Below are 21,582 nucleotides of genomic sequence, written 5' to 3' on the forward strand. Positions count from 1 at the left end.
AAAAATGGGGTTAGCTTTGTGAAATACAGGGGCAGCATTGTAGGGCTGGTCAGTGTGGCGGTACTCATGTCCGCTTGCACATCCATAAAAGGCAGTCCGGGTTATCGCAACAATATCAAAAGTGAAGGTTTCCAGCGCAGTAACGCGGTTAAGGAACTGGAACCCGCCGCCGTCGGTTTGTCACGCCCGGTGTTGCGCCCAGTCGATACGGGTGGTCTGAAGACGGTTGGTTATCAAGAAGGCAATCAGGCAACACCCGCGTGGGAGTCGATGCCGACGGACAGCGGTTTGTCGCGCTCTGGGAAAAAAGATGATGTGGAGCTGATTCTCGGTAGCCAAGATTATTACCGTACTGATGTGAAACGCCCTGTGTCTGCGGCAAGTAAACGGGGGGATGATGCGGGTATTGCCCTCAATTTCGAGCGTGCCAGCATCCGTGAAGTGGTGAAAGTGGTTTTGGGGGATATTCTCAAGGAAACCTATACCGTGGAGCCGGGGGTGGAAGGTGAAGTGACGATCAATTCCACCGATCCGCTGGATCGCAGTGCGTTAATCCCTACCTTGGAATCCTTGCTGCAAAGCCAGGGGGCGGTGCTCTACAAAGACGATACCGGCAATTACCGGGTTGCGGCGCGAGCCAATCTGAAAGGGCGTGGTTTTATGCCATCTACCGGTCAGATTAAGCCGGGTTACAGTATGCAAGTGGTAACGTTGCGCTATATTCCGGTGGCGGAAATGCAAAAAATACTGGAACCACTGGCAAGCCCGGATGCTTTTGTACGGGTTGACCCGAACCGCAATATGTTGGTGTTGGCGGGAACCAGTTCCGAACTGGCTAACCTGATGGCGACCATTAAGACCTTTGACGTGGATGTGTTGAAAGGCATGTCCGTCGGTTTGTACCGTGTCAAAAACGTTGAGGCTGGCATCGTGGCGAAAAACCTTGATGCGCTATTCGGTGAAAGCGGTAATAGCCCGATGGCGGGCATGATCAAAATCATGCCCATTGAACACATGAACAGCATTATGATTATTTCCGCTAACGCTGATTACCTGAAGGATATGAAAGACTGGGTAGACCGTTTTGATCAGGTCAGCCAAACGGCGGGGCAGCAATTGTTCGTTTACCAGGTGCAAAATGGCAATGCCGAGCACTTGGCGGATATGTTGAATCAGATTTTTGGCGGCAAGAAGAGCAGTAGTGGTACTAAAGGTGCATTGCCGGGGAGCAATGCTTCCAGCCTTGCGCCGGGCTTAGCACCAGCAACAGTGGGGGCAGATGGTCAAGCTGTTGCCGCCGCTGAGCCAGTGAAGACCATGTTGGGCGATTCCAGCGGTGACGGGGTAAGCATTAACCCAGATGCAGAAGTACGCATCGTGGCAGACAAGACCAACAACTCGTTGATGATCATGTCGACCGAAGATGCCTACAAACAAATTCTGGAGTCCCTCAAGCGTTTGGATGTCATGCCAATGCAGGTGCAGGTGGAAGCTTCGATCATGGAAGTGACCCTGACCGATGGCTTGGAGTACGGCTTGCAATGGTATTTCAAAAACAATGGCAATGCCTTTGGTTCCAATGGTCTTGGTGGGCTAGCTTCTAATAACAGTGGTTACATGACACCGGGAGGCTTCTCGTTCTCCGCAACCTTGGGCGCGGAACGGGTGATGGGGGCGTTGAATGCCTTGGCGCGGGAATCGAAAGTGCGGGTCTTGTCGTCGCCGTCGATTCTGGTGCTGGATAATCAGACTGCCTCCATCAAAGTCGGGGATCAGCAGCCCGTGTTTACTGGCAGCCTTTCCACGCCGAATGGCAGTGGTACGAGCCTGACCACCGCGACCACGGTGCAATACAAAGACACTGGGGTTTCCTTGCAGGTAACACCGCAAGTGAACAGCAACGGTTTGGTGAAAATGGATATTCAGCAAGACATTACGGATGTGGGTGAAATTGATTCAGCCACCGGCAACCGCAGTTTCTTGCAGCGTAATATCAAAAGTACGGTCGCGGTTAAAAGCGGTGAAACCATTGTGCTGGGCGGTTTGATTCGCGATAACAATACTCAGGGGCGTAATGGGGTTCCGGGATTGAGCAATGTGCCGGTCGTGGGGAATTTGTTCAGCGCGAACAGCAGCGGTGGCAAACGTACCGAGTTGCTGGTGCTGATCACGCCCACGGCGATCAAAAGCCAGCGTGATTTGGTTAAAACCGGCGAGGAAATGCGCGAACGTATGCAACGTTTGATGGATGGCGATAAATTCCTGCCACAATTGAAGGGGCAATATGTCGATTAGAAATACAGTCACAGTGCTGCTGGCAAGTTCATTGCTGGCAGCGTGCAGCCCGGCGGAGTCGGTGCTGACTGGGTATGCGCAACAGCGTTGGGATGCGCTGATCAAGGGCGATCTTGAGCACGCATACGAGTACTACACCGAGGCGTTTCAAGCCACCACGCCGTTTGATGTGTTCAAGCGTAAAACGCAGGGCGCTGGGTTGTGGAGTAAGGCGCAGGTGCAAAAAGTCCAGTGTGAAACATCCGGTAAGCGCTGCCGGGTGGATGTGGAGGTCACGGTGTCGCTAAAAATGCGCGGTCTCAACCAACCGGTAGAGAGTAGCGATGTTGTGCAGGAAACATGGGTCAAGGATGGCTGGTTTTCAGACTGGCGGTACGTAAAAGGGTAATGGCGGTAATCAACATTACTTATGAATTGCGTATAATGGTCTGGTCACACCCGGAAACGCATGGGTCTGGGAACAAGCAGATTTAAATAATAAATCTTTCAATACTCCGTCAACAATATAAAAGATAGAACCAGGAGGCACGCAAGTGTTCAAGAAAAATAAAGTCGCCGTCGGTGTCGCAACCGGCATTTTAGGCGTAGTGGGGGTCATTACGAGTGCCCAGGCGGTACATGTAAACCCGGATGGCACCGGTCAGGTGTTGCTGTTCCCGTATTTCAACGGTAAAGGTGGCTATGTTACTAACATTAACTTAGTCAACTCTACCGACCAGACCAAGGCAGTTAAAATTCGTTTCCGCGAAGGTCGGAACAGTAATGACATCCTTGACTTCAATATCTACATGTCCCCTGAAGACGTGTGGACCGGTACAGTGAAAAATGGTGTTAACAATGAAGGTAAGGCAGTGGGCGTGTTGTCTACGACTGACCGTACTTGTACCTTGCCTGCACTGGCTTCTTGTGATGATGGCAAGTGTGAAGCAACCGTGCCGTTCAGTGGTTTTGGCATCTATGAAGGTGTAACCCAAGAAGATACCAAAGAAGGCTATGTTGAAGTCATCGAAATGGGCGTGGTGAGTGACACTACTGTCCAGAATGGCGTGCTGCATACGAATGGTAAACCCAATAACTGCAAAACAGTTGAAGATGCATGGAATAAAGGCACGTTTACCCAAGGTGACGGCGCTGCGGCTAAAGGTTTGAGTGCACCGACTGGCGGTCTGTTCGGTTCTTCTGCTGTCATCAATATTGCAAAAGGCTCAGCGTTTGCGCTTGACCCTATTGCCATTGATAACTACAGCACCCAGGCACAGCATTATTTGTCCCATGACCCTGATAACTTCCTGTTGCCATCTTTGGCATCCGGTGATGTTACTAACAGTAGTATGATGGTGCGCAGTGCCAGCGGTGATGGTGAAATGGTTGTCACTGACTGGAGTTTACAAAAAGATGCGTGCCTAGAAGATAAAAACGAGTTGACGCCACGTTGCGGCATTAACCCGTACCCCATTGCGCACGTATTGCTTGCACCGCATATTATGAACGAATACTTCGTTGATCCGACGGATGGTTACGACGGTCATACCGACTGGGTTGTTACCTTCCCAATGAAGAAACACGGTATCCACGGCAACGTAGCCGCTAACTTTGAGAATGGCATTTTCGACCGCGAAGAGATGCGCGCAGGTTGGTCAAAACCTAACAGTGGTTTCGGTTTCTCACCAGTATTGCCGGGCAAAAAACCAGAATCCAGCACCTTGGATCGTGAAGTTAACGTCATCAGCTTCAAGTCAACAGACCCATCTTACGATGATAGCCGTACCGTATTGTCTAGCTACGCTAACCAAAGCGTGACCACTGGTTCGTTTGTCAGTGGCTGGGCGCGTATGGGCTTCACGGGCTATGACCTGAAAGCAGGCTTTAAATCGGCTCAAGGTTATGGTGCGAAAGCCAGCAGCTATAACGCGGACAGCAATATCTATAAAGGTGTGCCAGCCGTTGGTTCAGCATTTCTAGAAGGTAACATTAGCGAGAATCCGAATGCTCGCTTCGGTGATGCGTTACCGCACAAAATCCAGCGTTAAATTTAACGCTGGATAATCTCGACGTTTTCTCCTTTAGGCTATGTGACTTGGTTGGGAAACATTGAGGGAGAAAGTGGGCGGCAAGGTTTTCCCTTGCTGCCCTTTATATTGTAAGGCTTGCTATTAGGTAAATATTGATGCTGCGTAACTTAACTTTCGCACTGCTGTGCGCGTGTGCGTTTCCGGCAATGGCTGCTGATGATGCGGCACTTTCCGAAACCGCCTATATCCGTAATACCTTGATGCAACAGGGCTTGGCACGCGGACTGGATAAAACCCCGGAGCTGGAAAAGCTCGTCACCGAATTCCGCCAAGATCAATTGGCACGTTTGGCATTAGAAGCTGCCAGCGAAGAAGATATGCCCGATTTCACAGCACGTGCTGAGGAAATTTATGCGGCACGTCAGGATAAACAATACCAACTGCCGCTACGCTTGCGAGTACGTCTCTTAGAAATGGCGTTTAACGATAGCAATGAAACGGCGGTACGTGAAAAACTCAACGCTATCCATGCGGAAGTTCTTGCCGGTAAGACAGATTTTAAAGCAGCCGTTCTGGCAAACAGTGAGGCGGCTGATTTGAAACTGACCGAAGGCGATTCGCAATGGTTTCAGGAGGGGCAACGCCCGGATGCCGTGTTTCAGGCGGCAGCACAATTATCGGTGGATAAGCCTTTAAGTGAAGTGGTTGTACATCGCAATAAAGCCTATTTGTTGGCATTTCTGGATCGGAAAGCCCCGGAAACGCGCTCATTTGCGGAGGTAAAGCCCGAAATTATGGCTGAACTTCAACAAGAATACCGTGAAGACCGTAAAAAAACGTTGCTGGATTCATTGAGCAACGCCTTTAAGTCACAACAAGCGGCACGCTAATGGCTGCGAATTGGACACTGTTGTGGCAATTACTGCGGCATGAGGTGCAGGAACGTTATGCCGGGACTGCCTTGGGGGTGTTCTGGTTATTGGCACAACCGTTATTCATGCTATTGGTGTATGCGCTGGTGTTTGGTGAAATCCTGCAAATGCGTTTGGGGACAGAAACGGCAACAGACACGGATTCCGGGCAGTTTGCCGGGTGGTTGTTTGCCGGTTTAATCGCGTTTAATGCCTTGGCAGAAGTGTTGACCCGTGCACCTGCCATTCTGACCGAACGCCGGGATTTATTGTTGAATTCGCCGTTGCCGCCTGCGGTGTTGCCCCTATTGCCTGTGGGCGTTTCCTTGGTATTAGAAGGGGTATCGGTGGGGTTGTTGTTGCTGTGGTTGTGTGTGCAGGGGCGTTGTGAGCCGCTGGGTGTGGTGTTTTACCTGCCATTTTTGGGGGTGCGATTGCTATTTTCGCTGGCTTTTGCGTATGGTTTGGCGGTGTTGGGGGTATTTTTGCACGATTTGCGCCAGATGATGCCGCCGTTGTTGACGGTATTGTTGCTGGTATCACCGATTGTGTACCCGTTGAGTGTGGTGCCGGAAGCTTTTCAGGGGTGGTTTGTTTGGAATCCCTTGGCGCATTTGGTGGAAGGCTACCGTGCGGCATTGCTGGATGGGCGGTTTTTGTGGGAAGCTTTTCTGGGGCTGTTGCTGCTGGCAAGCGCTAGTCTGGCGTTGGGTTGGTGGCTGTTCCAGCACTTGTTATTGCGGGCGAGGTATGTGCTGTGAGTGCGGATTGTGCGATTCGCTTGGCGGATGCCGGGGTGGCGTATCGGCGTTATGCACATCCGCGTGATGCCTTGCTGGAATGGGTGTTGCGGCGTGCGCGTCATGTGCCGTTTTATGCCTTGCAAGGCGTGAGTTTGCAGGTGCAAGCGGGCGATTCGTTAGGCGTGGTGGGTGACAATGGCGCGGGCAAAAGCACGTTTCTGAAAATGTTGGCGGGCAATTTGCCGCCGACAGAGGGTCAGTGTGAAATTCGCGGCAGGCGTTCGGCGTTGCTGGAATTGGGTACGGGTTTGCAGCCAGAGTTTAGTGGGATCGATAATGCACGATTGGGTTTGGCGCTGCGTGGGCTGACTCAGGCGGAGATTGCGGCGAAATTGCCAGAAGTCTTGGCATTTGCGGAATTGGGTGAATTTGCGCAACAGCCAGTGAAAACGTATTCGAGCGGCATGGTGGTGCGCTTGGTGTTCGCGGTAGCTGCGGTGATTGAGCCAGCAGTGCTGATCGTGGATGAAGCGTTGTCAGTGGGTGATCAATATTTTCAGAAAAAATCCTTGGATCGGATGCGGGAGATTTTGGGGAAGGGCGCAACCTTGGTGTTTTGTTCGCACAATCTGTATCAAGTGCGGGAAATGTGCCGTCAGGCGGTGTGGTTGGAGCAGGGCAGGGTGCGGATGGTGGGGGATGCGCAAACAGTCGTTGATGCGTATCAGGATAGTGTAAGAGGAAGAAACCCCTCCCAGCCTCCCCTTATCAGGGGAGGAGCAAGAGAAGGAAGGGTTTCTCTTCTCTCCGTCACGCTGAACCGCGACACTTTCCGAACCCACGACCCGTTTTGCATCAGTATTCAAGCCAGCCAAGGTGATCGTCCGCTTGCTGATGTGCATGTGGGGATTGTGATTCGGCGCAACGATGATGTGCAATGTTATGGCATCAGTACCTTACACGATGGGGTGCAAATGCAGCCGGTGGCTGAAGGCGTCGTGGCGGCAGAATTTGTGATTGAGCGTTTGCCGTTGTTGTCGGGTGATTATTGCTTGGAGGTGTGGCTGATTGATGGCAGTGGGGTGCATGTTTACGATTCGCGGGAACGTTGCTGCCATTTTCGGGTGCAACAAGCGGGTCAACAGCAAGGCGTTGGCATGGTGATGTTGCCGCATCGTTGGGAAAAGGTGGGTTATGCGTTGGCGAGCGGATGATTTTTCCTTGCGGTATCAGGTGTTATTTCCGCTGTATGCGCACTTGCCGCCTGCGTTAGCTTATGGATTGGCGGCGCAACAGGCGACGATTTTTCGGCGTAACAAGGGGGATGAAGCGGCGTTGATTCGCGCCCAAATGCGCAGCGCATTGCCTGAAGCCAGTGACGCACAACTCGCGGGTTGGCTTGATGATTATTACCGCATGGTGGAGCAAGAAGCCTTGGATACGTGGTATTTGCAGCACCAACCCATTCAGCAAATTGTTGAGATGGAAGGGTTTGCAGCCATTGAAGCGGCGCGGCGACAGGGGAAGCGGGTGATGTTGACGGGTGGGCATTTCGGACGGTTCTGGATGGCAGGGCCTGCGATGCGAGCGCAAGGTTTTACCACGGGCACGATTACCCGCGATGGTGGTGCTACCAATAGCCACGGTTTGCACCCAGCGGAATACCGTTACCGTTTATTTAAGTTGCAGCGCTTGCAGCAAGCCTTGGGCGGCACCTTTCTGGTGGAGGGGGATGAGTTGCGTCCGCTCTATCGGGCGTTAAATGATCACTTAATTGCATTGATTTTTGATGTTCCATACATAGAAGCGCATAAAGGAAGGGTGACAGTTAATTTTATAAGCGGTACTATTGACTTGCCTGCCGGTATTTATCGAATTGCAAAAAAAACCAAGGCAGTGATCGCGCCGTTCTTTATGCGTGATTTGGGCGGGGGTCGGGTGAGAGCAGAATTTTCTGCGTTACTTGATCCGTATGATTATAACGAAACAGTATTGATGGGAATGCTTGCCAGCCAACTGGAACAGCGGATTCGGGAAAATCCGGGTCACTGGTGGTTATGGCCCGCACTGCCACTGCTACGGAGCAATAACAATGACTCAAGTAATAGCTCACTCGCTAGATGACAACCATTCCCATAGCCAGATTGTGCGGCGCGTGCCGCGTTATGCCCAAGTGCTGGAGCTAGGGTGTGGCGATGGCAGTATGTCGCGCTTGCTGCGTGAACGTTGTGAAGCGCACATTATCGGCGTTGATCATAACCCCGATATTGTCTGGCAAGCCCAGCGCTATTGCGATTATGTGTTCACCGAAGACTTGGATGATCCGCACAGCCTTGATGCGCTCGAAGGCGAGAAATTTGACGTGATTACCTTGGTGGATGTGTTGGAGCATCTGCAACACCCTGAAGCCTTGTTACAGCGGCTCAAGCCCTTGTTGCTGGACGAGGGGCAAATACTGATTTCTATCCCGAATATTGCGCATTCTTCAGTGCGTTTGGAATTATTGAACGGGCGCTTTGATTATGAATCCGCCGGTATTTTGGATGCGACGCACCTGAAGTTCTTTACTGCTGAGAGCGTGCAAGCGTTGTTAGCAGAAGCCGGTTTTACGGTGAATGACATTGACTATACTTGGCATGATTTGCCGGATGAAGTGATCACGCGCTACCTGAAAGCCGCTGGTTTAGAGCCGACCCCCGTGGCGTTGGCAAAGTTTCATGAGCCGGAGGCTGTTGCGTACCAGTTCATTATTTCCAGCAGTCCGGTGATGCCGGAAACTGCCCGTCTTGCCGATAAAAATGCTCAAGCTCAGCACTTAAAACCGATTGATGCATCTTGGCAAACGTGGGGGCGGATGCATTCGGAATTGGCATTGGCACACGCCGAATTAGAGCGTGTGTATTCGACCCGCAGTTGGCAGATGCTCAGGCGTGGGGCAACGGCTTGGCGCAGTATTCAGTCACGATTCACGCTGGAATGATACAGTGACGGTTGATTAAACCGTAATAATTATAACAAGTTGGGGTATGTTGTGGTTAAGGTCAGTGTGATCCTGCCAGTTTACAACCATGCTCGGTGGGTACAGCAGGCGCTGGATTCGGTCTTGGCGCAAACGTTTAGTGCGTTCGAGCTGATTGTGATTGATGATGCTTCAACCGACGATTCGTGGGCAGTGATTCAAACCGCGTGTGCGACCAAGCCGGACGCGCGTGTACGTTGCTGGCGGCATGAGCATAATCAGGGCGCACCGGCAACACTCAATGAAGGGTTGCGGCTGGCACAGGGTGAATACCTCGCTATTCTGAATTCCGATGACGTGTGGGATGTCACGCGGCTGCAACGGTTGGTGACGCTGGCGCAAAGCCAGTCGCTCGATTTTATTAGCACCGATGTCGCAGTACTGGATGCCGATTCACAACCGAAAGAAGCCGCTGAGCCGCATTGGGTGGCGTGGTTTGAGGGCTTGAAACAATACTACGCTACGCATACCGATACGCAGGCGACTTTATTGCGCGGTAATTTTCTGATTACGACTTCCAATTTCTTTTTCCATCGGCGGGTGTATGCGCAATTGGGTGGCTTTTCCGAGTTGCGTTATGTGCACGATTACGAGTACGCCTTGCGGGTGGTGGCAGCCGGTTTCAAGGTGCGCTTTCTGAGCGGTGAGAAGTTGCTGGGTTATCGTTTACACGAGAGTAATACCATTCGGGAAAAGCCCTTGGCAGCGATTGAAGAAAACATGCACTTATTGCTGGGTTGGCTTGGCGGAAGAAGAACCTCACCCCCCGCCCCCCTCTCCTTGACAGGAGAGGGGGAGGAGGAAGTTGTCCACTCTTGTTCCCCCTCTCCTGTCAAGGAGAGGGGGCTAGGGGGTGAGGTTCTTCTAGGGCTTTCTTCACAACTTCAGGATTTGTACCGCTATACCCGTGAGGAATGGCTAACGATTGTGCATCAGCGTTTGGTGGCGCGTGAGCAGGAATTGTTGCCGTTGATTCAGGATCGTGATGCTTGGATTGCCGAGCGTGATCAGCTTATTGGCGAGTTACAGCAACATTTGGCGCAACACCGCCAGTGGTTGGTGGAGCGGGATGGCTGGATTTCGGCGCGTGACGCTTGGATCGTAGAGCGCGATACCTTGCTTCAGCAACAGGCGGCAGCATTGGTAGATCGTGACCGTTGGATTGCGGAGCGTGATGCTTGGATACGTGAGCGTGATGTTTTCATTCAGCATTTACAACATCAGCAGCAGGCGTTGTTGAACGGTAGGGCATTCCGTTTGGGTGAGGCGTTGTTAAGCCCCTTGCGGCGTTGCAAACAATGGTGGCGCGGAGGTGAGTTATGCCTGAAAAGCTGATTGTACGTGACTGGTTGCAAGTGCGAACTTGGTTGGCACCACGCCTCGGTACGGTTCGGATGATTTCCCTCGATATTTTTGACACCGTACTGGGGCGTTATGTGGGCGACCCCGCTGAGGTGCAACACGCGGTGTGTCGGGCAGTGAGTGCGCGTACCGGTATTGCAGCAGAAACGGTGTGGCAAGCGCGTCAGCAAGCTGAACAGGCATTGCGGGCAGAAGCGGTGCAAGCCGGTTTTGACCATGAATGTTGTTACAGCGACATGCTCTCGCGCTGGGTGGAACGGTTGGGATTGGAGACAGATGTCACACTAGCGCCTTTTATCCGCCAAACAGAACTGGATTTGGAAGCCGCAACCTTGCACGTCAAACGCGATGCGCAGGTATTTTTGGATTGGGTGCGTGAACAAGGTATCGAGATTATTGCCATGTCGGATATGTATCTGGATGGCGATATGTTGTGTGAATTGTTGCGGCGACTCGGCATCGTCGATTATTTCACCTTTGTGTATGTCTCGGCAGATTTTAAGCTGGGTAAATACAGCGGGCGTTTGTTCGAGAAAATGCTGCAAGTCAAAGGTTTGGGTGCGCAGCAGGTGGTACACATCGGTGACAATCCGATTTCCGATCGGCGCATGGCGTGTCGCACCGGCATTCAAGGCATTTGGTTGTATGAAAAAGCCGAATTGCGCCGCCGCGAACGCCAAACGTTGTCGGCACAAATGGCGCAACGTGGCGGGATCTGGCAGGGGCGGCATTTCTTTGAATGCGTGGAAACCCGCAGTCACCAACAGGATAGCTTGAAACCGCGTGATTTCTTCTTCCGCTACGGGCGCGATGTCTTGGGCCCTGCGTTTAGTGTGTTTATGCACGGTTTGCAGGAGCGTTTGCAACGACAAATGGCGGCGGGTAAGCCCGTCGAAAAGCTACTGTTTGTGGCGCGTGATGGTTTTTTATTCGAGCGTTTGTACCGCACCACGGGGATGACGATTCCTTCCGAATATGTGTATTTGTCGCGCCGCGTGATTACCGCTGCCGCAACAGCAGAGGGTTTGAGCCGGGAACAGGCACTGGTGGCATTTTACAACCCGAAACAACAAGGCTTGGCATCGGTTTGTAAGGTGTACGGTTTGCCGGAAGCGGCGTTGCAACCCTTGGCAACACGGCACGGTTTCGTGGATTTCAGTGCGCCGATCCACGATTGGGAGGATGTGCGCTTGCATAACTTTCTGCAAGATCAGGCGGTGCAAGCCATTATCCGTGCCACCGGTCAGCAACACCGGGCGTTATTGCAGCGGTATTTGGAGCAAGTCGGTTTCTTTGCCCACCAGCGTGTCGCCTTGGTCGATATTGGTTGGAATGGCACGGTGCAGAAATTCCTCAAACAAGCGTTTGGGACACGCCCGGATTTCCCGCAATTACACGGTTATTACTTTGCGTTTGTGCCGAAGCTGTACGCGGATTTTGGCGAGAACAATACCTGCGAAGGCATTGTGCACGATTCGCGCCGTGGTAATGCGTGTGAGCGGATTCCGGCAGAGTTTGAGGAAATTTTTGAGCAAGGGGCGCGTTCACACGAGGCGACCACGATTGCCTATTGTGAACAGGCCGGACGGGTTGTACCGGTCTTGAAAGCGGATACGGCACCGGATCGGCAGGCAGAAATCTTGTGTAACCCCTTGGTGGCGCAAATGCAGCAAGGCATCTTGCATCATTGGGAGCATTTTCGCGCTGTTCAGCAACTGACCGGGTATAGCAGTCAACAATTGTTGCCTTATGTGCATGGTTTGCTGGAGCGTGCGGTGGTATACCCCACGACCGAGGAAATCTGTGAGCTGACCCAGTTGGTGCATACCGAGGATTTCGGGCATGACCATGTGTTGGCACTGGCAAATCAGGCAGTGGGCTGGGGCGATTTGTTACGCCCGCGTCGCTTGTGGCGGCGTTTGGAAGTCAGTGCTTGGCGTTATGCGCTGTTTGAGAAAATTCCCACAGGTATGGCGAATTTCGCGTTTCGTGTCGCGTATTTGCACGCTGTAAAAAAATAATAAAGGGGCCGTTATGGTCGTGAGTCCATTGAAATTATTCGCGTATGCGCTGGCGTTTCGGTTTTCATCGGGGCGGGGGCGCTGTTTTAGTCCGGGCATTAAAGCCATGCTGATTTGGTATGGCACACGCTTGCGTTTGGCAGTGCTGGATCGTGCGGCTGCTAAATGGTGGCGCGGGTGGTTTGAGTCAGTCTAATGATGGATAACGCACGGGTGCAGATTTTGCTGTCAACCTGGAACGGCGAGCGTTGGCTGCCTGAATTATTGGCTTCACTGGAAAAGCAGACGTTTCAAGACTGGCAATTGCTGATTCGGGATGACGGCTCTACCGACCAAACCTTGCGCATTTTACTGAAGTGGCAAGCGGCACACCCGGATAAGTTGGCAGGTTTGTTGCTGGATGGCTGTCATCTGGGGAGCAAACTGAGTTTTAGTCGCTTGGTGGAAGCCAGTACAGCGCCTTGCCTGATGTTTTGTGATCAGGATGATGTGTGGTTTCCCGAAAAAATCGAGCTGCAATACACCGCGCTGCGGCGTTTGGAAGCGCAATACGGTGAGGCAACGCCGTTATTGGTGCATTCGGATTTGGTGGTGGTGGATGAGGAACGCGCCATACAAGCCGTGTCGTTTTGGGATTACCGCGATTTTGCGGTCGGGCAGCGTAAGCAGGCGTATTTGCTGAATAATGTGGTGACAGGGTGTGCCACCGCGTTTAATCGGGTGGCTGCGGACTTGGCATTTCCATTACCACTTTACGCGATGGAACATGACCGTTGGTTGGCGTTGGTTTGTGCCTGGTTTGGGCAAATACAGGCATTGCCGCATCCGTTATTGCTATACCGCCAGCATGAAGCAAATGCCATTGGTGCCGCGCCAGCCAATGCAAACGGCTTGAGTACAAGGGTTGAGGCGTGGAGCCAGCAAGCAGAGGTTTTCTTGCACCGTTTCGGTGAGCGGCTGGATGCTCAGGATTCCAAATTAGTGACCGCAGTGGCAGGGCTACGCCATCTGCATGGTTGGAAACGGCGGCAGCAGATTTTGCACCATCGGCTGTTTAAACCGGGGGTATTGAATAATGTGGCGCTACTGCTATTTGCATAACAACAGGGAGATACCATGACAACAATAATTCAGCGTCCTGATGTGGCAGTGATCGTGTTAACCCGCAATGCGGGGCGCTTGTGGCCGGAATGGATTAAGGCGATTCAGCACCAGACCGTACAGGCGGGACGTTATTTGGTGATTGATTCGCTGTCGGAAGATCACACGGCTAAATTGGCAGTGGCAGCAGGTTTGGAAGTGCAACGGATTCATCCGCGTGCTTTTAGTCACGGCGGAACCCGCCAGTTGGCGGCAGAATTGTGTCCTGATGCCGAGTTTCTGGTGTATTTGACGCAAGATGCCATCCTCAAACAGGCGGATTCGCTGGAGCAGTTGCTCAAACACGCGGATGACGATAGCCATGTGGCGATGGTGTACGGGCGGCATTTGGCGCGTGCGGATGCGGATCATTTGGAATGTCATGCGCGTGGTTTCACTTACCCAGCGACATCTTCGGTGCGTGACCGCGAAAGCTTTAAAACCCTGGGGTATCGTGCGGCGTTTGCCTCCGATGTGTATGCGGTGTATCGCGCCAGTGCCTTGCGCAGTATTGGTGGGTTTCCACAACACATTATCGTGAGCGAAGACAGTTATGTGGCAGCGCGGCTGTTGCTGGCGGGGTGGAAAACGGTGTATTCAGCGGAAAGCACGGTGGAACATTCGCACCGTTATTCCTTATTGCAGGTTTTCCGGCGTTATTTTGATGTGGGGGTGTTCCACGCCTCGGAACAGCCCTTGATGCAAGCCGTTGGTGCGCCGGATCGTGAAGCGGGTACGTATGTGCGTTCGTTGATCCGCTATTTATACGAGCGCCAGAAATGGTTATTGCCTTTGGCAGCGTTGCAAACCTTGGTGAAATTGCTTGGCTTCCGTTTGGGAAAGCGTTACCAGCAATTACCCGCCAGTATTTGTCGACTGATTAGTGTGCAGCGTGCCTATTGGGTGGATGGTGTAGAGGGAGAGGATGGCGCACACAGGGGTGCGCCCCTACCCATCACTCGTAGGGGTGTATTGCATACGCCCTCTTTAGGGGCGATTAAGCACAAAAAGTGTGAAAAAACAGCGAAAAGTTTGTTACAGAATCTTGATAGAGAAAGATTTGAATATTAGTATATTCTCATATTGTTAATGATCGATTTAACACTCCTCCATCCTCCTTTGGTGGTAATTGCGCGGCTCACCTGAGCCGCGTTTTTTTATGTTGAATGCGCTCGCGTTGGTTGTTAGGTTTTTCATGTGTTTGTCTCTTTATTGTGCCTCCCCGTTGGTGTGAGGCATTTTTTTGTCGAGAGTTGGGCGCTAAACACTTGAGAATTTCCAGCATTTCCCCTAGAATGCCGCGTTTCTTTGTTCCCCCACCTTTATCAGGTTTGGGGTGGATCGGCAAAACAGATTTAAGAAGTGGATTGAGCAAGATGAAAACATTCAGTGCAAAGCCAGCTGAGGTCAAACGCGACTGGTACGTCGTTGACGCCCAAGGTAAGGCGTTAGGCCGTTTGGCCTCCGAAGTTGCCCGGCGTTTGCGTGGCAAGCACAAGCCAGAGTACACCCCGCACGTTGATACCGGCGATTACATCGTCATCATTAACGCTGACAAAGTAGGTATTACTGGTAACAAAGCCAAAGACAAAACCTATCACCATCATACCGGCTACATCGGTAACATGCGTTCCTTCACCTTTGAAAAAATGCAACAACGCGCACCGGGTCGGGTCATTGAACTCGCGGTTAAAGGCATGTTGCCAAAGAATCCACTGGGTCGCGCCATGTACCGTAAAATGAAAATTTACGCTGGCACAGAACATAACCACCAAGCACAGCAGCCACAGGCGCTGGACTTTTGATCGGGCAGGAATGAGAAATGGCTGAAACACAATATTACGGCACTGGTCGTCGCAAATCTTCATCTGCCCGCGTGTTTATGCGTGCAGGTAGCGGTGCGATCACGGTTAACGGCAAAGCACTCGGCGACTTTTTCGGGCGTGAAACCGCCAGCATGGTCGTGCGTCAACCGCTATACACCGTTAACATGGCTGAGAAATTTGACATTAACGTCACGGTTGCTGGTGGTGGTATCACCGGTCAATCTGGCGCTATCCGCCTTGGCATTGCCCGTGCATTGCTGCAATACGATGAAACCCTGCGCGGTGAGCTGAAGTCGGAAGGCTTCCTGACTCGTGACGCACGTAAGGTTGAACGTAAGAAGGTCGGCTTGCACAAAGCACGTCGGGCGACACAGTTCTCCAAGCGTTAATACGGTTGGTTTTTCAGTTTTTCTGAAAGCATCAAGCCGTGTATCAATAAAGCCACAGTGCGTCATTGCCTGTGGCTTTATTGCGTTTAACTGACTGAAATGTTAATAACTACCGTTTGTCGGCAGGGTGTGGATTTGACCAGCAAATCATGTGGCATTTCTGCAACATCTACAGTAAACTTTGTAGCGTATTTGCAAAAAAGCAGTTGCAAGACGCTGGCAAGGGATGTATAAATACTTCCGTCAGATTGAACAAATCGAAGATTAAATTTTAAAGACAGGACAAACCTTCTTAATAGGAGTCGACTCATGAAAAACATTCTCGCAATCGCAGTTGCTACTGCACTGATCGCCCCAGCCGCTGCAATGGCTGAAACTACTCTGTACGGCAAACTGCACGCTTCCGCAGGCGAAGTTAAAGATGCTGCTGGCACTAAAACTACTGCAGTTGAAAGCCACTCTTCACGCTTTGGCATCAAAGGTTCCACCGAACTGAACGATGGCATGAGCGCTACTTACGGCCTGGAATACGGCTTGGATATAGATGGTGATAACGGCGGCGGCGCTGCTGCTGGCGGTAACGTAGGTACTACTGGTACTACTGGTGCTCCTTTGAGTGCTCGTAATACTTTCGTTGGTTTGAAAGGTGGTTTCGGTGAAGTTCGCTTAGGTCGCCATGATACTCCAGCTAAATTGGCTACGGCTGGTTTGGATGTGTTTGCGGATACTTATGCTGATATGGCGAATATCATTAATGCTGATGCACACCGTGTTAATAACGTTGTAGCATACATTAATAAGTTCGGTCCGGTCGGTTTTGCTGCTGCGCATTCAACAGGTATCGGTTCTGCTACTACTGGCGACGGTAGTGCTGAAGCTAACAGCGTAATGGCTAACTACAGCACTGGTCCTTTCTATGCTGGTTTGGGCTATACCGATGTTGATGGTGGTTCAATTGCTACTGGTACTGCTGGCGCAGGTGTTTCTGCTGCTGAGCATATTAACTTAGGTTTGGGTTACAAAGCTGAAGCTGGTCATGCTGTCAACTTCGTTATGGAAAATAGCTCAGGTGCTACTGCTGTAGAAGACGAAGCTATGATGTTGTCTGGCGTTGCTAAGATGGGTGCAGTTTCCTTTAAAGCGGCGGTTGCTCAGAGCGAGCGTTCTGGCGCTGCGGCAGGCTCCAACGGCAAGGAAGAAATGACTGCTATCGGTTTTGATTACGGTTTGGGTAAGAAAACCAGCGTATACATTCTCGGTACTGAGAACAAAAACACAGCTAAAGTTGAAGCAGGCGCTACTAAGACCACTGCAACTGTACTGGGTGTTGTTACTGAATTCTAATCCTTCGGGTTTAGTTGACAGTTAAAGAAAAGGCTCCTTCGGGAGCCTTTTCGCGTTATAATTAAGCGCTATGAAACACGCTATAAACCGTCAATGCCAGCCCTGTACCGCCTGTTGCGACGGCTGGGTACAAATGAATATCAAGGGGGCGGATGTCTACCCCGGTTGCCCTTGCCCGCACAGTACCGGCAAAGGTTGCAACGATTACGCCAATCGCCCGATTGACCCTTGTGACAATTTCAACTGCGGTTGGATTATCCCCAACAGCCCGCTGCCGGATTGGATGAAACCCAATGAAGCTAAAGTCATGGTGCTGTTCAACAAATTCCAATGGCGTGGTGTGCCGGTCGATGTGGCGATTCCCGTCGGTAAACGCATTCCCCCGCGAGCCTTGAATTGGCTGAAACAGTTTGCCGAGCAACACGGTCGCCCCTTGGTCTATTTGGAACAAGAAATCCTCGACGGCAAGTTTCAAAAAGATCAACAAGCGGTTGCTTATGGTCCGCCAGACTTCCAGCGCGAGGTCATGACACAGATTGCCCAAGGCAAGCGCTTGTGGATTTAGATAATCCCTTCCGTTATAACAGGTTTTTTTCAATGGTGCAGCGCGGTACACTACGCATCTTTGCATAAGAGCATTCGTGAACGCCATGACAGCTACTCACCCGATTCGGGAAATTCCGTACAACTACACTTCATTCTCTGATAAGGAAATCGTGCAGCGCTTGTTGGGCGCACGTGCATGGGAAATCCTGCAAGCATTGCGTGAAAAGCGCGAAACCGGCATTTCGTCGCACATGTTGCTGGAAATTCTCGGTGATATGTGGGTGGTGCAGCGCAATCCTTACATCCACGATGATTTGCTGGAAAATCGCGAGCGGCGGCAATCGCTGTTCGACACCCTCAATGGACGGGTGGAAAAGATTGAAGAACGTGCCAACGGCAATGCCCTCACCCTAGAATTGATGCAGATTGCCCGCAGCGCGTTGACACAGTTTGCGGAGATGTTTCGGGCGGAATACGACTTGCGCGAGAAAACCCGCAAGCATCTGCAAAAAATTACCCGCAAAGACAATATTCAGTTTGACGGCTTGGCGCGGGTATCGCACGTCACCGATGCGACCGACTGGCGGGTGGAATTGCCCTTCGTGGTACTGACCCCGGACACCGAAGAGGAAATGGCGGCGTTGGTTGGCGAATGCATTGAGCTGGGGTTGACCGTGATTCCGCGCGGGGGTGGCACGGGTTATACCGGCGGCGCAGTGCCGTTGGATGCGCGTAGCGCGGTGATCAACACCGAAAAGCTCGAATCCCTCAGTGAAGTGCAATACCGCAACGATTTGCCGGGCGTGGATAAAACCGTCGCGATAGTACGCACAGGGGCAGGGGTCATTACCCGCCGCGTGTCGGATTTGGCAGGCAAGCACGGTTTGGTGTTTGCGGTTGACCCGACGTCACAAGATGCCTCCACCATTGGCGGTAATATCGCCATGAATGCCGGTGGCAAAAAAGCGGTCTTGTGGGGAACCAGTCTCGACAATCTGCTCTCTTGGCGCATGGTCACGCCGGATGCGGACTGGTTGGAAGTCACGCGCCTGAATCACAATCTCGGCAAAATCCACGATCAGCAAACCGTGCAATTTTCGGTGCAACGTTTCCTCGCCGATGGCAAAACGCGCAAGGGTGAACAGGAAATCCTCACCTTTGAAGGGCGCTATTTCCGCAAAGAAGGGCTGGGAAAGGATGTCACCAATAAATTCCTTGGCGGTTTGCCCGGTATCCAGAAAGAAGGTTGTGACGGTTTAATCACCTCCGGCGAATTCATTTTGCACCGGATGCCCGACCAAATTCGTACCGTCTGCCTGGAATTCTACGGCACGGATTTGCACGAAGCGGTTCCCGCGATTGTGGAGGTAAAAAACTACCTCGACGGGCGCAATGATGTGCTGCTGTCTGGTTTGGAGCATCTCGACGAACGTTACGTCAAAGCGGTGAAATACACCCCGAAAGGCGCTCGCGGCATGTTGCCGAAAATGGTGCTGATTGCCGACATTGTGAGCGATGACGAAAAGGCTGTTGCCGAGTCGGCTGCCGAAGTGGTGCGTTTGGCGAATGCGCGGAATGCGGAAGGCTTCATCGCGATTAGCCCGGAAGCGCGTCGCCAGTTTTGGGCAGATCGTTCGCGCACGGCGGCGATTGCGGCGCACACCAATGCCTTTAAAATCAACGAAGACGTGGTGATTCCGCTGCACAATTTGGCGCGTTACACCGAAGGCATCGAAACCCTCAATATCCGCCAGTCGATGCAAAACAAGCTGCGTATGATCGACGGTTTGCTGGAACATTTGGCGGGCGATTTGCCAGAATTACGGGCGGTGGCGGACTATGAAGCCAGTGCCGAACGCAGTTCCATTTGGGCAAACAAGCTGGCTCATGCGGTGGATTACCTTCAGCAACGCAAAGTGCGTTGGGAACAAATTCTCGCGCATTTCGATGCACCTGCCGCTGCCCATCAGGATTTGCTGGATGACACCGCGAAAGCCGCACAACGCCCGCAAGATCGCATGATTGATTTACTATTGCGGCGCGAATTGCGCATTTCCTACCGCAAGGAAATCATCAAGCCGTTGCAGGAAATGTTTGCTGGGCGTGAATTAGAGCCGTTGATGCAGGCGATGGAAAAAATTCACAGCAAGATTCGCACCAGCCGTTTGTTCGTGGCACTGCATATGCACGCGGGTGATGGCAATGTGCACACCAATATTCCGGTGAACTCCAACGATTATGGCATGTTGCACGAAGCCGAGCGCATGGTGGATGCGATTATGGTACTGGCGCGGGAATTGGATGGGGTCATTTCCGGCGAACACGGCATCGGCATTACCAAATTCCAGTATCTGGATGCGCGTGAAATCAACGAGTTTGCCGCGTATAAGCAAGATGTTGATCCACAAGGGCATTTCAACAAAGGTAAACTGCTGCCGGGGTCAGGTTTGCAGAATGCTTACACGCCGTCATTACGCTTGGTCGAGCGCGAGGCTTTATTGTTGGAACACAATGAGTTGGGTGCGCTGAACAACGACATTAAGGATTGTTTGCGTTGCGGTAAGTGTAAGCCGGTGTGCAATACGCACATTCCGCGTGCCAATTTGCTGTATTCGCCGCGCAATAAAATTCTGGCAACGGGCTTGATGATTGAGGCATTTTTGTACGAAGAGCAAACGCGGCGTGGCGTTTCCATCCGCCATTTTGATGAAATGAACGATGTTGCCGATCATTGCACGGTGTGCCACAAGTGTTTCAACCCTTGCCCGGTGAATATCGACTTTGGCGAAGTCAGCGTGCGGATGCGCAGTATTTTGCGCGAACGTGGCAAGAAAAAAACCAGCCCAGTGACGTGGGCGTCGATGCAATTCCTGAATCTGAAAGACCCGACGCAAATCAATATTATGCGTACCGGGATGATCAAATTCGGTTACAAGGCGCAACGTTTCGCGTATTCCTTGGCAAAAGCAGCGAATTTGTTAGGCGCTGATAAACGTCCGGCGGCGACTTTGGGCAAACCGGCGATTAAAGAACAGGTGATTCAGTTCATTAAAAAGCCGTTACCGAAAGGGCTGCCCGCGAAAACCACTCGTGCGATGTTGGGCTTGGAAGACGATAGCGTGATTCCGATTTTGCGTGATCCGGTGAAAACAGCGGATAAACGTGGCGATGCGGTGTTCTATTTCCCCGGTTGCGGCTCGGAACGTTTGTTCAGTCAGGTAGGTTTGGCAACGTTGGCGATGCTATACGAAACGGGTGCGACCACGGTATTGCCACCGGGGTATTTGTGTTGTGGCTACCCGCAAAACGCGGGCGGTGATTTGAAGAAGGGGACGCAAATTTCCACCGAAAACCGCGTCTTGTTCCACCGCGTGGCGAATGCCTTGAGCTACCTCGACATTAAAACCGTGTTGGTATCGTGCGGAACGTGTATGGATCAGTTACTCAAATACGAGTTCAGCAAGATTTTCCCCGGTTGCCGCTTGCTCGATATTCACGAATATTTGCTGGAAAAAGGCGTGAAAATGAACGGGGTGAGCGGGGTGCAATACGTGTACCACGACCCTTGCCACACGCCGATGAAGCAGGTTAACCCTTTGAAAGTTACGCAAGAATTGACGGGTTCCAACGTGGTTTTGAGCGAACGTTGCTGCGGGGAAGCGGGGACGTTTGCGATTAGCCGCCCGGATATTGCCAGCCAGTTACGTTTCCGCAAAGCCGAAAGCCTCAAAGCAGGCATCAAGGAGCTGACCGGCAGTGACATGGCGCAAGAGGGTAAGGTGAAAATCCTCACCTCTTGCCCTGCCTGCCAGCAAGGGCTGTCACGTTACGCCGATGATACTGGCATGGAAACCGATTACATCGTGGTGGAAATGGCGAATTATTTGCTGGGCAGTGATTGGCAGCAAGGGTTTGTTGGTAAAGCCACGCACGGTGGGATAGAGAAAGTATTGCTGTAAAAATAAGTCTGACAA

At 52.0% G+C, this 21,582-nt stretch carries 18 protein-coding genes; all 18 read left to right on the plus strand.

From position 1 onward, the window contains the following. The first annotated feature begins 18 nt into the window (after nucleotides 1-18). The 18 genes from gspD (at nucleotide 19) to L2Y54_RS06775 (ending at nucleotide 21,567) form a co-directional block, all read left to right on the plus strand. A complete protein-coding gene (gene gspD / locus L2Y54_RS06690) occupies nucleotides 19-2,295 on the plus strand; it encodes a type II secretion system secretin GspD (protein WP_236501029.1) in 2,277 nt (758 codons plus the stop codon). Further along, nucleotides 2,285-2,683, plus strand: coding sequence for a hypothetical protein (locus tag L2Y54_RS06695; protein WP_236501030.1), 399 nt, complete (start codon nucleotides 2,285-2,287; stop codon nucleotides 2,681-2,683). The genes gspD and L2Y54_RS06695 overlap by 11 nt, the downstream gene beginning before the upstream one ends. Nucleotides 2,684-2,828: 145 nt before the next feature. Then, entirely contained in the window at nucleotides 2,829-4,325 is a 1,497-nt protein-coding gene (locus tag L2Y54_RS06700) for a hypothetical protein (protein ID WP_236501031.1), read from the plus strand. Nucleotides 4,326-4,462: 137 nt separating this feature from the next. Beyond that, nucleotides 4,463-5,197, plus strand: coding sequence for a peptidylprolyl isomerase (locus L2Y54_RS06705; RefSeq protein WP_236501032.1), 735 nt, complete (start codon nucleotides 4,463-4,465; stop codon nucleotides 5,195-5,197). Beyond that, on the plus strand, nucleotides 5,197-5,979 hold the full coding sequence (locus tag L2Y54_RS06710) for an ABC transporter permease (RefSeq protein ID WP_236501033.1): 783 nt from the start codon (nucleotides 5,197-5,199) through the stop codon (nucleotides 5,977-5,979). The genes L2Y54_RS06705 and L2Y54_RS06710 overlap by 1 nt, the downstream gene beginning before the upstream one ends. Next, nucleotides 5,976-7,175: an ABC transporter ATP-binding protein gene (locus L2Y54_RS06715; protein ID WP_236501035.1), complete on the plus strand. Its 1,200-nt coding sequence runs from the start codon at nucleotides 5,976-5,978 to the stop codon at nucleotides 7,173-7,175. The genes L2Y54_RS06710 and L2Y54_RS06715 overlap by 4 nt, the downstream gene beginning before the upstream one ends. Continuing rightward, entirely contained in the window at nucleotides 7,156-8,085 is a 930-nt protein-coding gene (locus L2Y54_RS06720) for a lysophospholipid acyltransferase family protein (protein ID WP_236501036.1), read from the plus strand. Before L2Y54_RS06715 ends, L2Y54_RS06720 begins: the two co-directional genes overlap by 20 nt. Then, on the plus strand, nucleotides 8,054-8,941 hold the full coding sequence (locus L2Y54_RS06725) for a class I SAM-dependent methyltransferase (RefSeq protein WP_236501037.1): 888 nt from the start codon (nucleotides 8,054-8,056) through the stop codon (nucleotides 8,939-8,941). The genes L2Y54_RS06720 and L2Y54_RS06725 overlap by 32 nt, the downstream gene beginning before the upstream one ends. Before the next feature lie 51 nt (nucleotides 8,942-8,992). Beyond that, nucleotides 8,993-10,315, plus strand: a complete 1,323-nt coding sequence (locus L2Y54_RS06730; protein WP_236501038.1) for a glycosyltransferase — start codon at nucleotides 8,993-8,995, stop codon at nucleotides 10,313-10,315. After that, complete coding sequence (locus tag L2Y54_RS06735; RefSeq protein WP_236501039.1) at nucleotides 10,300-12,363, plus strand: HAD hydrolase-like protein; 2,064 nt, start codon at nucleotides 10,300-10,302, stop codon at nucleotides 12,361-12,363. The genes L2Y54_RS06730 and L2Y54_RS06735 overlap by 16 nt, the downstream gene beginning before the upstream one ends. A 13-nt stretch (nucleotides 12,364-12,376) precedes the next feature. Next, a complete protein-coding gene (locus L2Y54_RS06740; RefSeq protein ID WP_236501040.1) occupies nucleotides 12,377-12,559 on the plus strand; it encodes a hypothetical protein in 183 nt (60 codons plus the stop codon). Beyond that, nucleotides 12,559-13,464, plus strand: coding sequence for a glycosyltransferase family 2 protein (locus L2Y54_RS06745; RefSeq protein WP_236501041.1), 906 nt, complete (start codon nucleotides 12,559-12,561; stop codon nucleotides 13,462-13,464). Before L2Y54_RS06740 ends, L2Y54_RS06745 begins: the two co-directional genes overlap by 1 nt. Before the next feature lie 15 nt (nucleotides 13,465-13,479). Further along, the gene (locus tag L2Y54_RS06750; protein WP_236501042.1) at nucleotides 13,480-14,574 is read left to right on the plus strand and encodes a glycosyltransferase family 2 protein; all 1,095 of its coding nucleotides are present in this window, start codon (nucleotides 13,480-13,482) and stop codon (nucleotides 14,572-14,574) included. A gap of 305 nt (nucleotides 14,575-14,879) precedes the next feature. Then, on the plus strand, nucleotides 14,880-15,308 hold the full coding sequence (rplM, locus tag L2Y54_RS06755) for a 50S ribosomal protein L13 (RefSeq protein WP_236501043.1): 429 nt from the start codon (nucleotides 14,880-14,882) through the stop codon (nucleotides 15,306-15,308). A 17-nt stretch (nucleotides 15,309-15,325) separates the two neighbouring features. Beyond that, a complete protein-coding gene (gene rpsI / locus L2Y54_RS06760; RefSeq protein WP_236501044.1) occupies nucleotides 15,326-15,718 on the plus strand; it encodes a 30S ribosomal protein S9 in 393 nt (130 codons plus the stop codon). 309 nt (nucleotides 15,719-16,027) lie between these two features. After that, nucleotides 16,028-17,062, plus strand: coding sequence for a porin (locus tag L2Y54_RS06765; protein ID WP_236501046.1), 1,035 nt, complete (start codon nucleotides 16,028-16,030; stop codon nucleotides 17,060-17,062). A 70-nt stretch (nucleotides 17,063-17,132) separates the two neighbouring features. Continuing rightward, complete coding sequence (locus tag L2Y54_RS06770; RefSeq protein ID WP_236501048.1) at nucleotides 17,133-17,627, plus strand: hypothetical protein; 495 nt, start codon at nucleotides 17,133-17,135, stop codon at nucleotides 17,625-17,627. Nucleotides 17,628-17,712: 85 nt separating this feature from the next. Then, nucleotides 17,713-21,567 carry a DUF3683 domain-containing protein gene (locus tag L2Y54_RS06775; protein WP_236502003.1) on the plus strand — a complete coding sequence of 1,285 codons (3,855 nt, stop codon included), beginning with the start codon at nucleotides 17,713-17,715 and terminating at the stop codon, nucleotides 21,565-21,567. Nucleotides 21,568-21,582: the final 15 nt, after the last annotated feature.

The sequence above is a fragment of the Thiothrix winogradskyi genome, from assembly GCF_021650935.1.
GTDB classification, from domain to species: domain Bacteria; phylum Pseudomonadota; class Gammaproteobacteria; order Thiotrichales; family Thiotrichaceae; genus Thiothrix; species Thiothrix winogradskyi.

Excerpts from the sequence above, each read along its gene's own strand:
- L2Y54_RS06695 (WP_236501030.1), top strand. The coding sequence starts at position 2,285 with ATGTCGATTAGAAATACAGTCACAGTGCTGCTGGCAAGTTCATTGCTG.
- L2Y54_RS06705 (WP_236501032.1), top strand. The coding sequence starts at position 4,463 with ATGCTGCGTAACTTAACTTTCGCACTGCTGTGCGCGTGTGCGTTTCCG.
- L2Y54_RS06710 (WP_236501033.1), top strand. The coding sequence starts at position 5,197 with ATGGCTGCGAATTGGACACTGTTGTGGCAATTACTGCGGCATGAGGTG.
- L2Y54_RS06720 (WP_236501036.1), top strand. The coding sequence starts at position 7,156 with ATGCGTTGGCGAGCGGATGATTTTTCCTTGCGGTATCAGGTGTTATTT.
- L2Y54_RS06725 (WP_236501037.1), top strand. The coding sequence starts at position 8,054 with ATGACTCAAGTAATAGCTCACTCGCTAGATGACAACCATTCCCATAGC.
- L2Y54_RS06735 (WP_236501039.1), top strand. The coding sequence starts at position 10,300 with ATGCCTGAAAAGCTGATTGTACGTGACTGGTTGCAAGTGCGAACTTGG.
- L2Y54_RS06740 (WP_236501040.1), top strand. The coding sequence starts at position 12,377 with ATGGTCGTGAGTCCATTGAAATTATTCGCGTATGCGCTGGCGTTTCGG.
- L2Y54_RS06745 (WP_236501041.1), top strand. The coding sequence starts at position 12,559 with ATGATGGATAACGCACGGGTGCAGATTTTGCTGTCAACCTGGAACGGC.
- L2Y54_RS06750 (WP_236501042.1), top strand. The coding sequence starts at position 13,480 with ATGACAACAATAATTCAGCGTCCTGATGTGGCAGTGATCGTGTTAACC.
- rplM (WP_236501043.1), top strand. The coding sequence starts at position 14,880 with ATGAAAACATTCAGTGCAAAGCCAGCTGAGGTCAAACGCGACTGGTAC.
- rpsI (WP_236501044.1), top strand. The coding sequence starts at position 15,326 with ATGGCTGAAACACAATATTACGGCACTGGTCGTCGCAAATCTTCATCT.
- L2Y54_RS06765 (WP_236501046.1), top strand. The coding sequence starts at position 16,028 with ATGAAAAACATTCTCGCAATCGCAGTTGCTACTGCACTGATCGCCCCA.
- L2Y54_RS06770 (WP_236501048.1), top strand. The coding sequence starts at position 17,133 with ATGAAACACGCTATAAACCGTCAATGCCAGCCCTGTACCGCCTGTTGC.
- L2Y54_RS06775 (WP_236502003.1), top strand. The coding sequence starts at position 17,713 with ATGACAGCTACTCACCCGATTCGGGAAATTCCGTACAACTACACTTCA.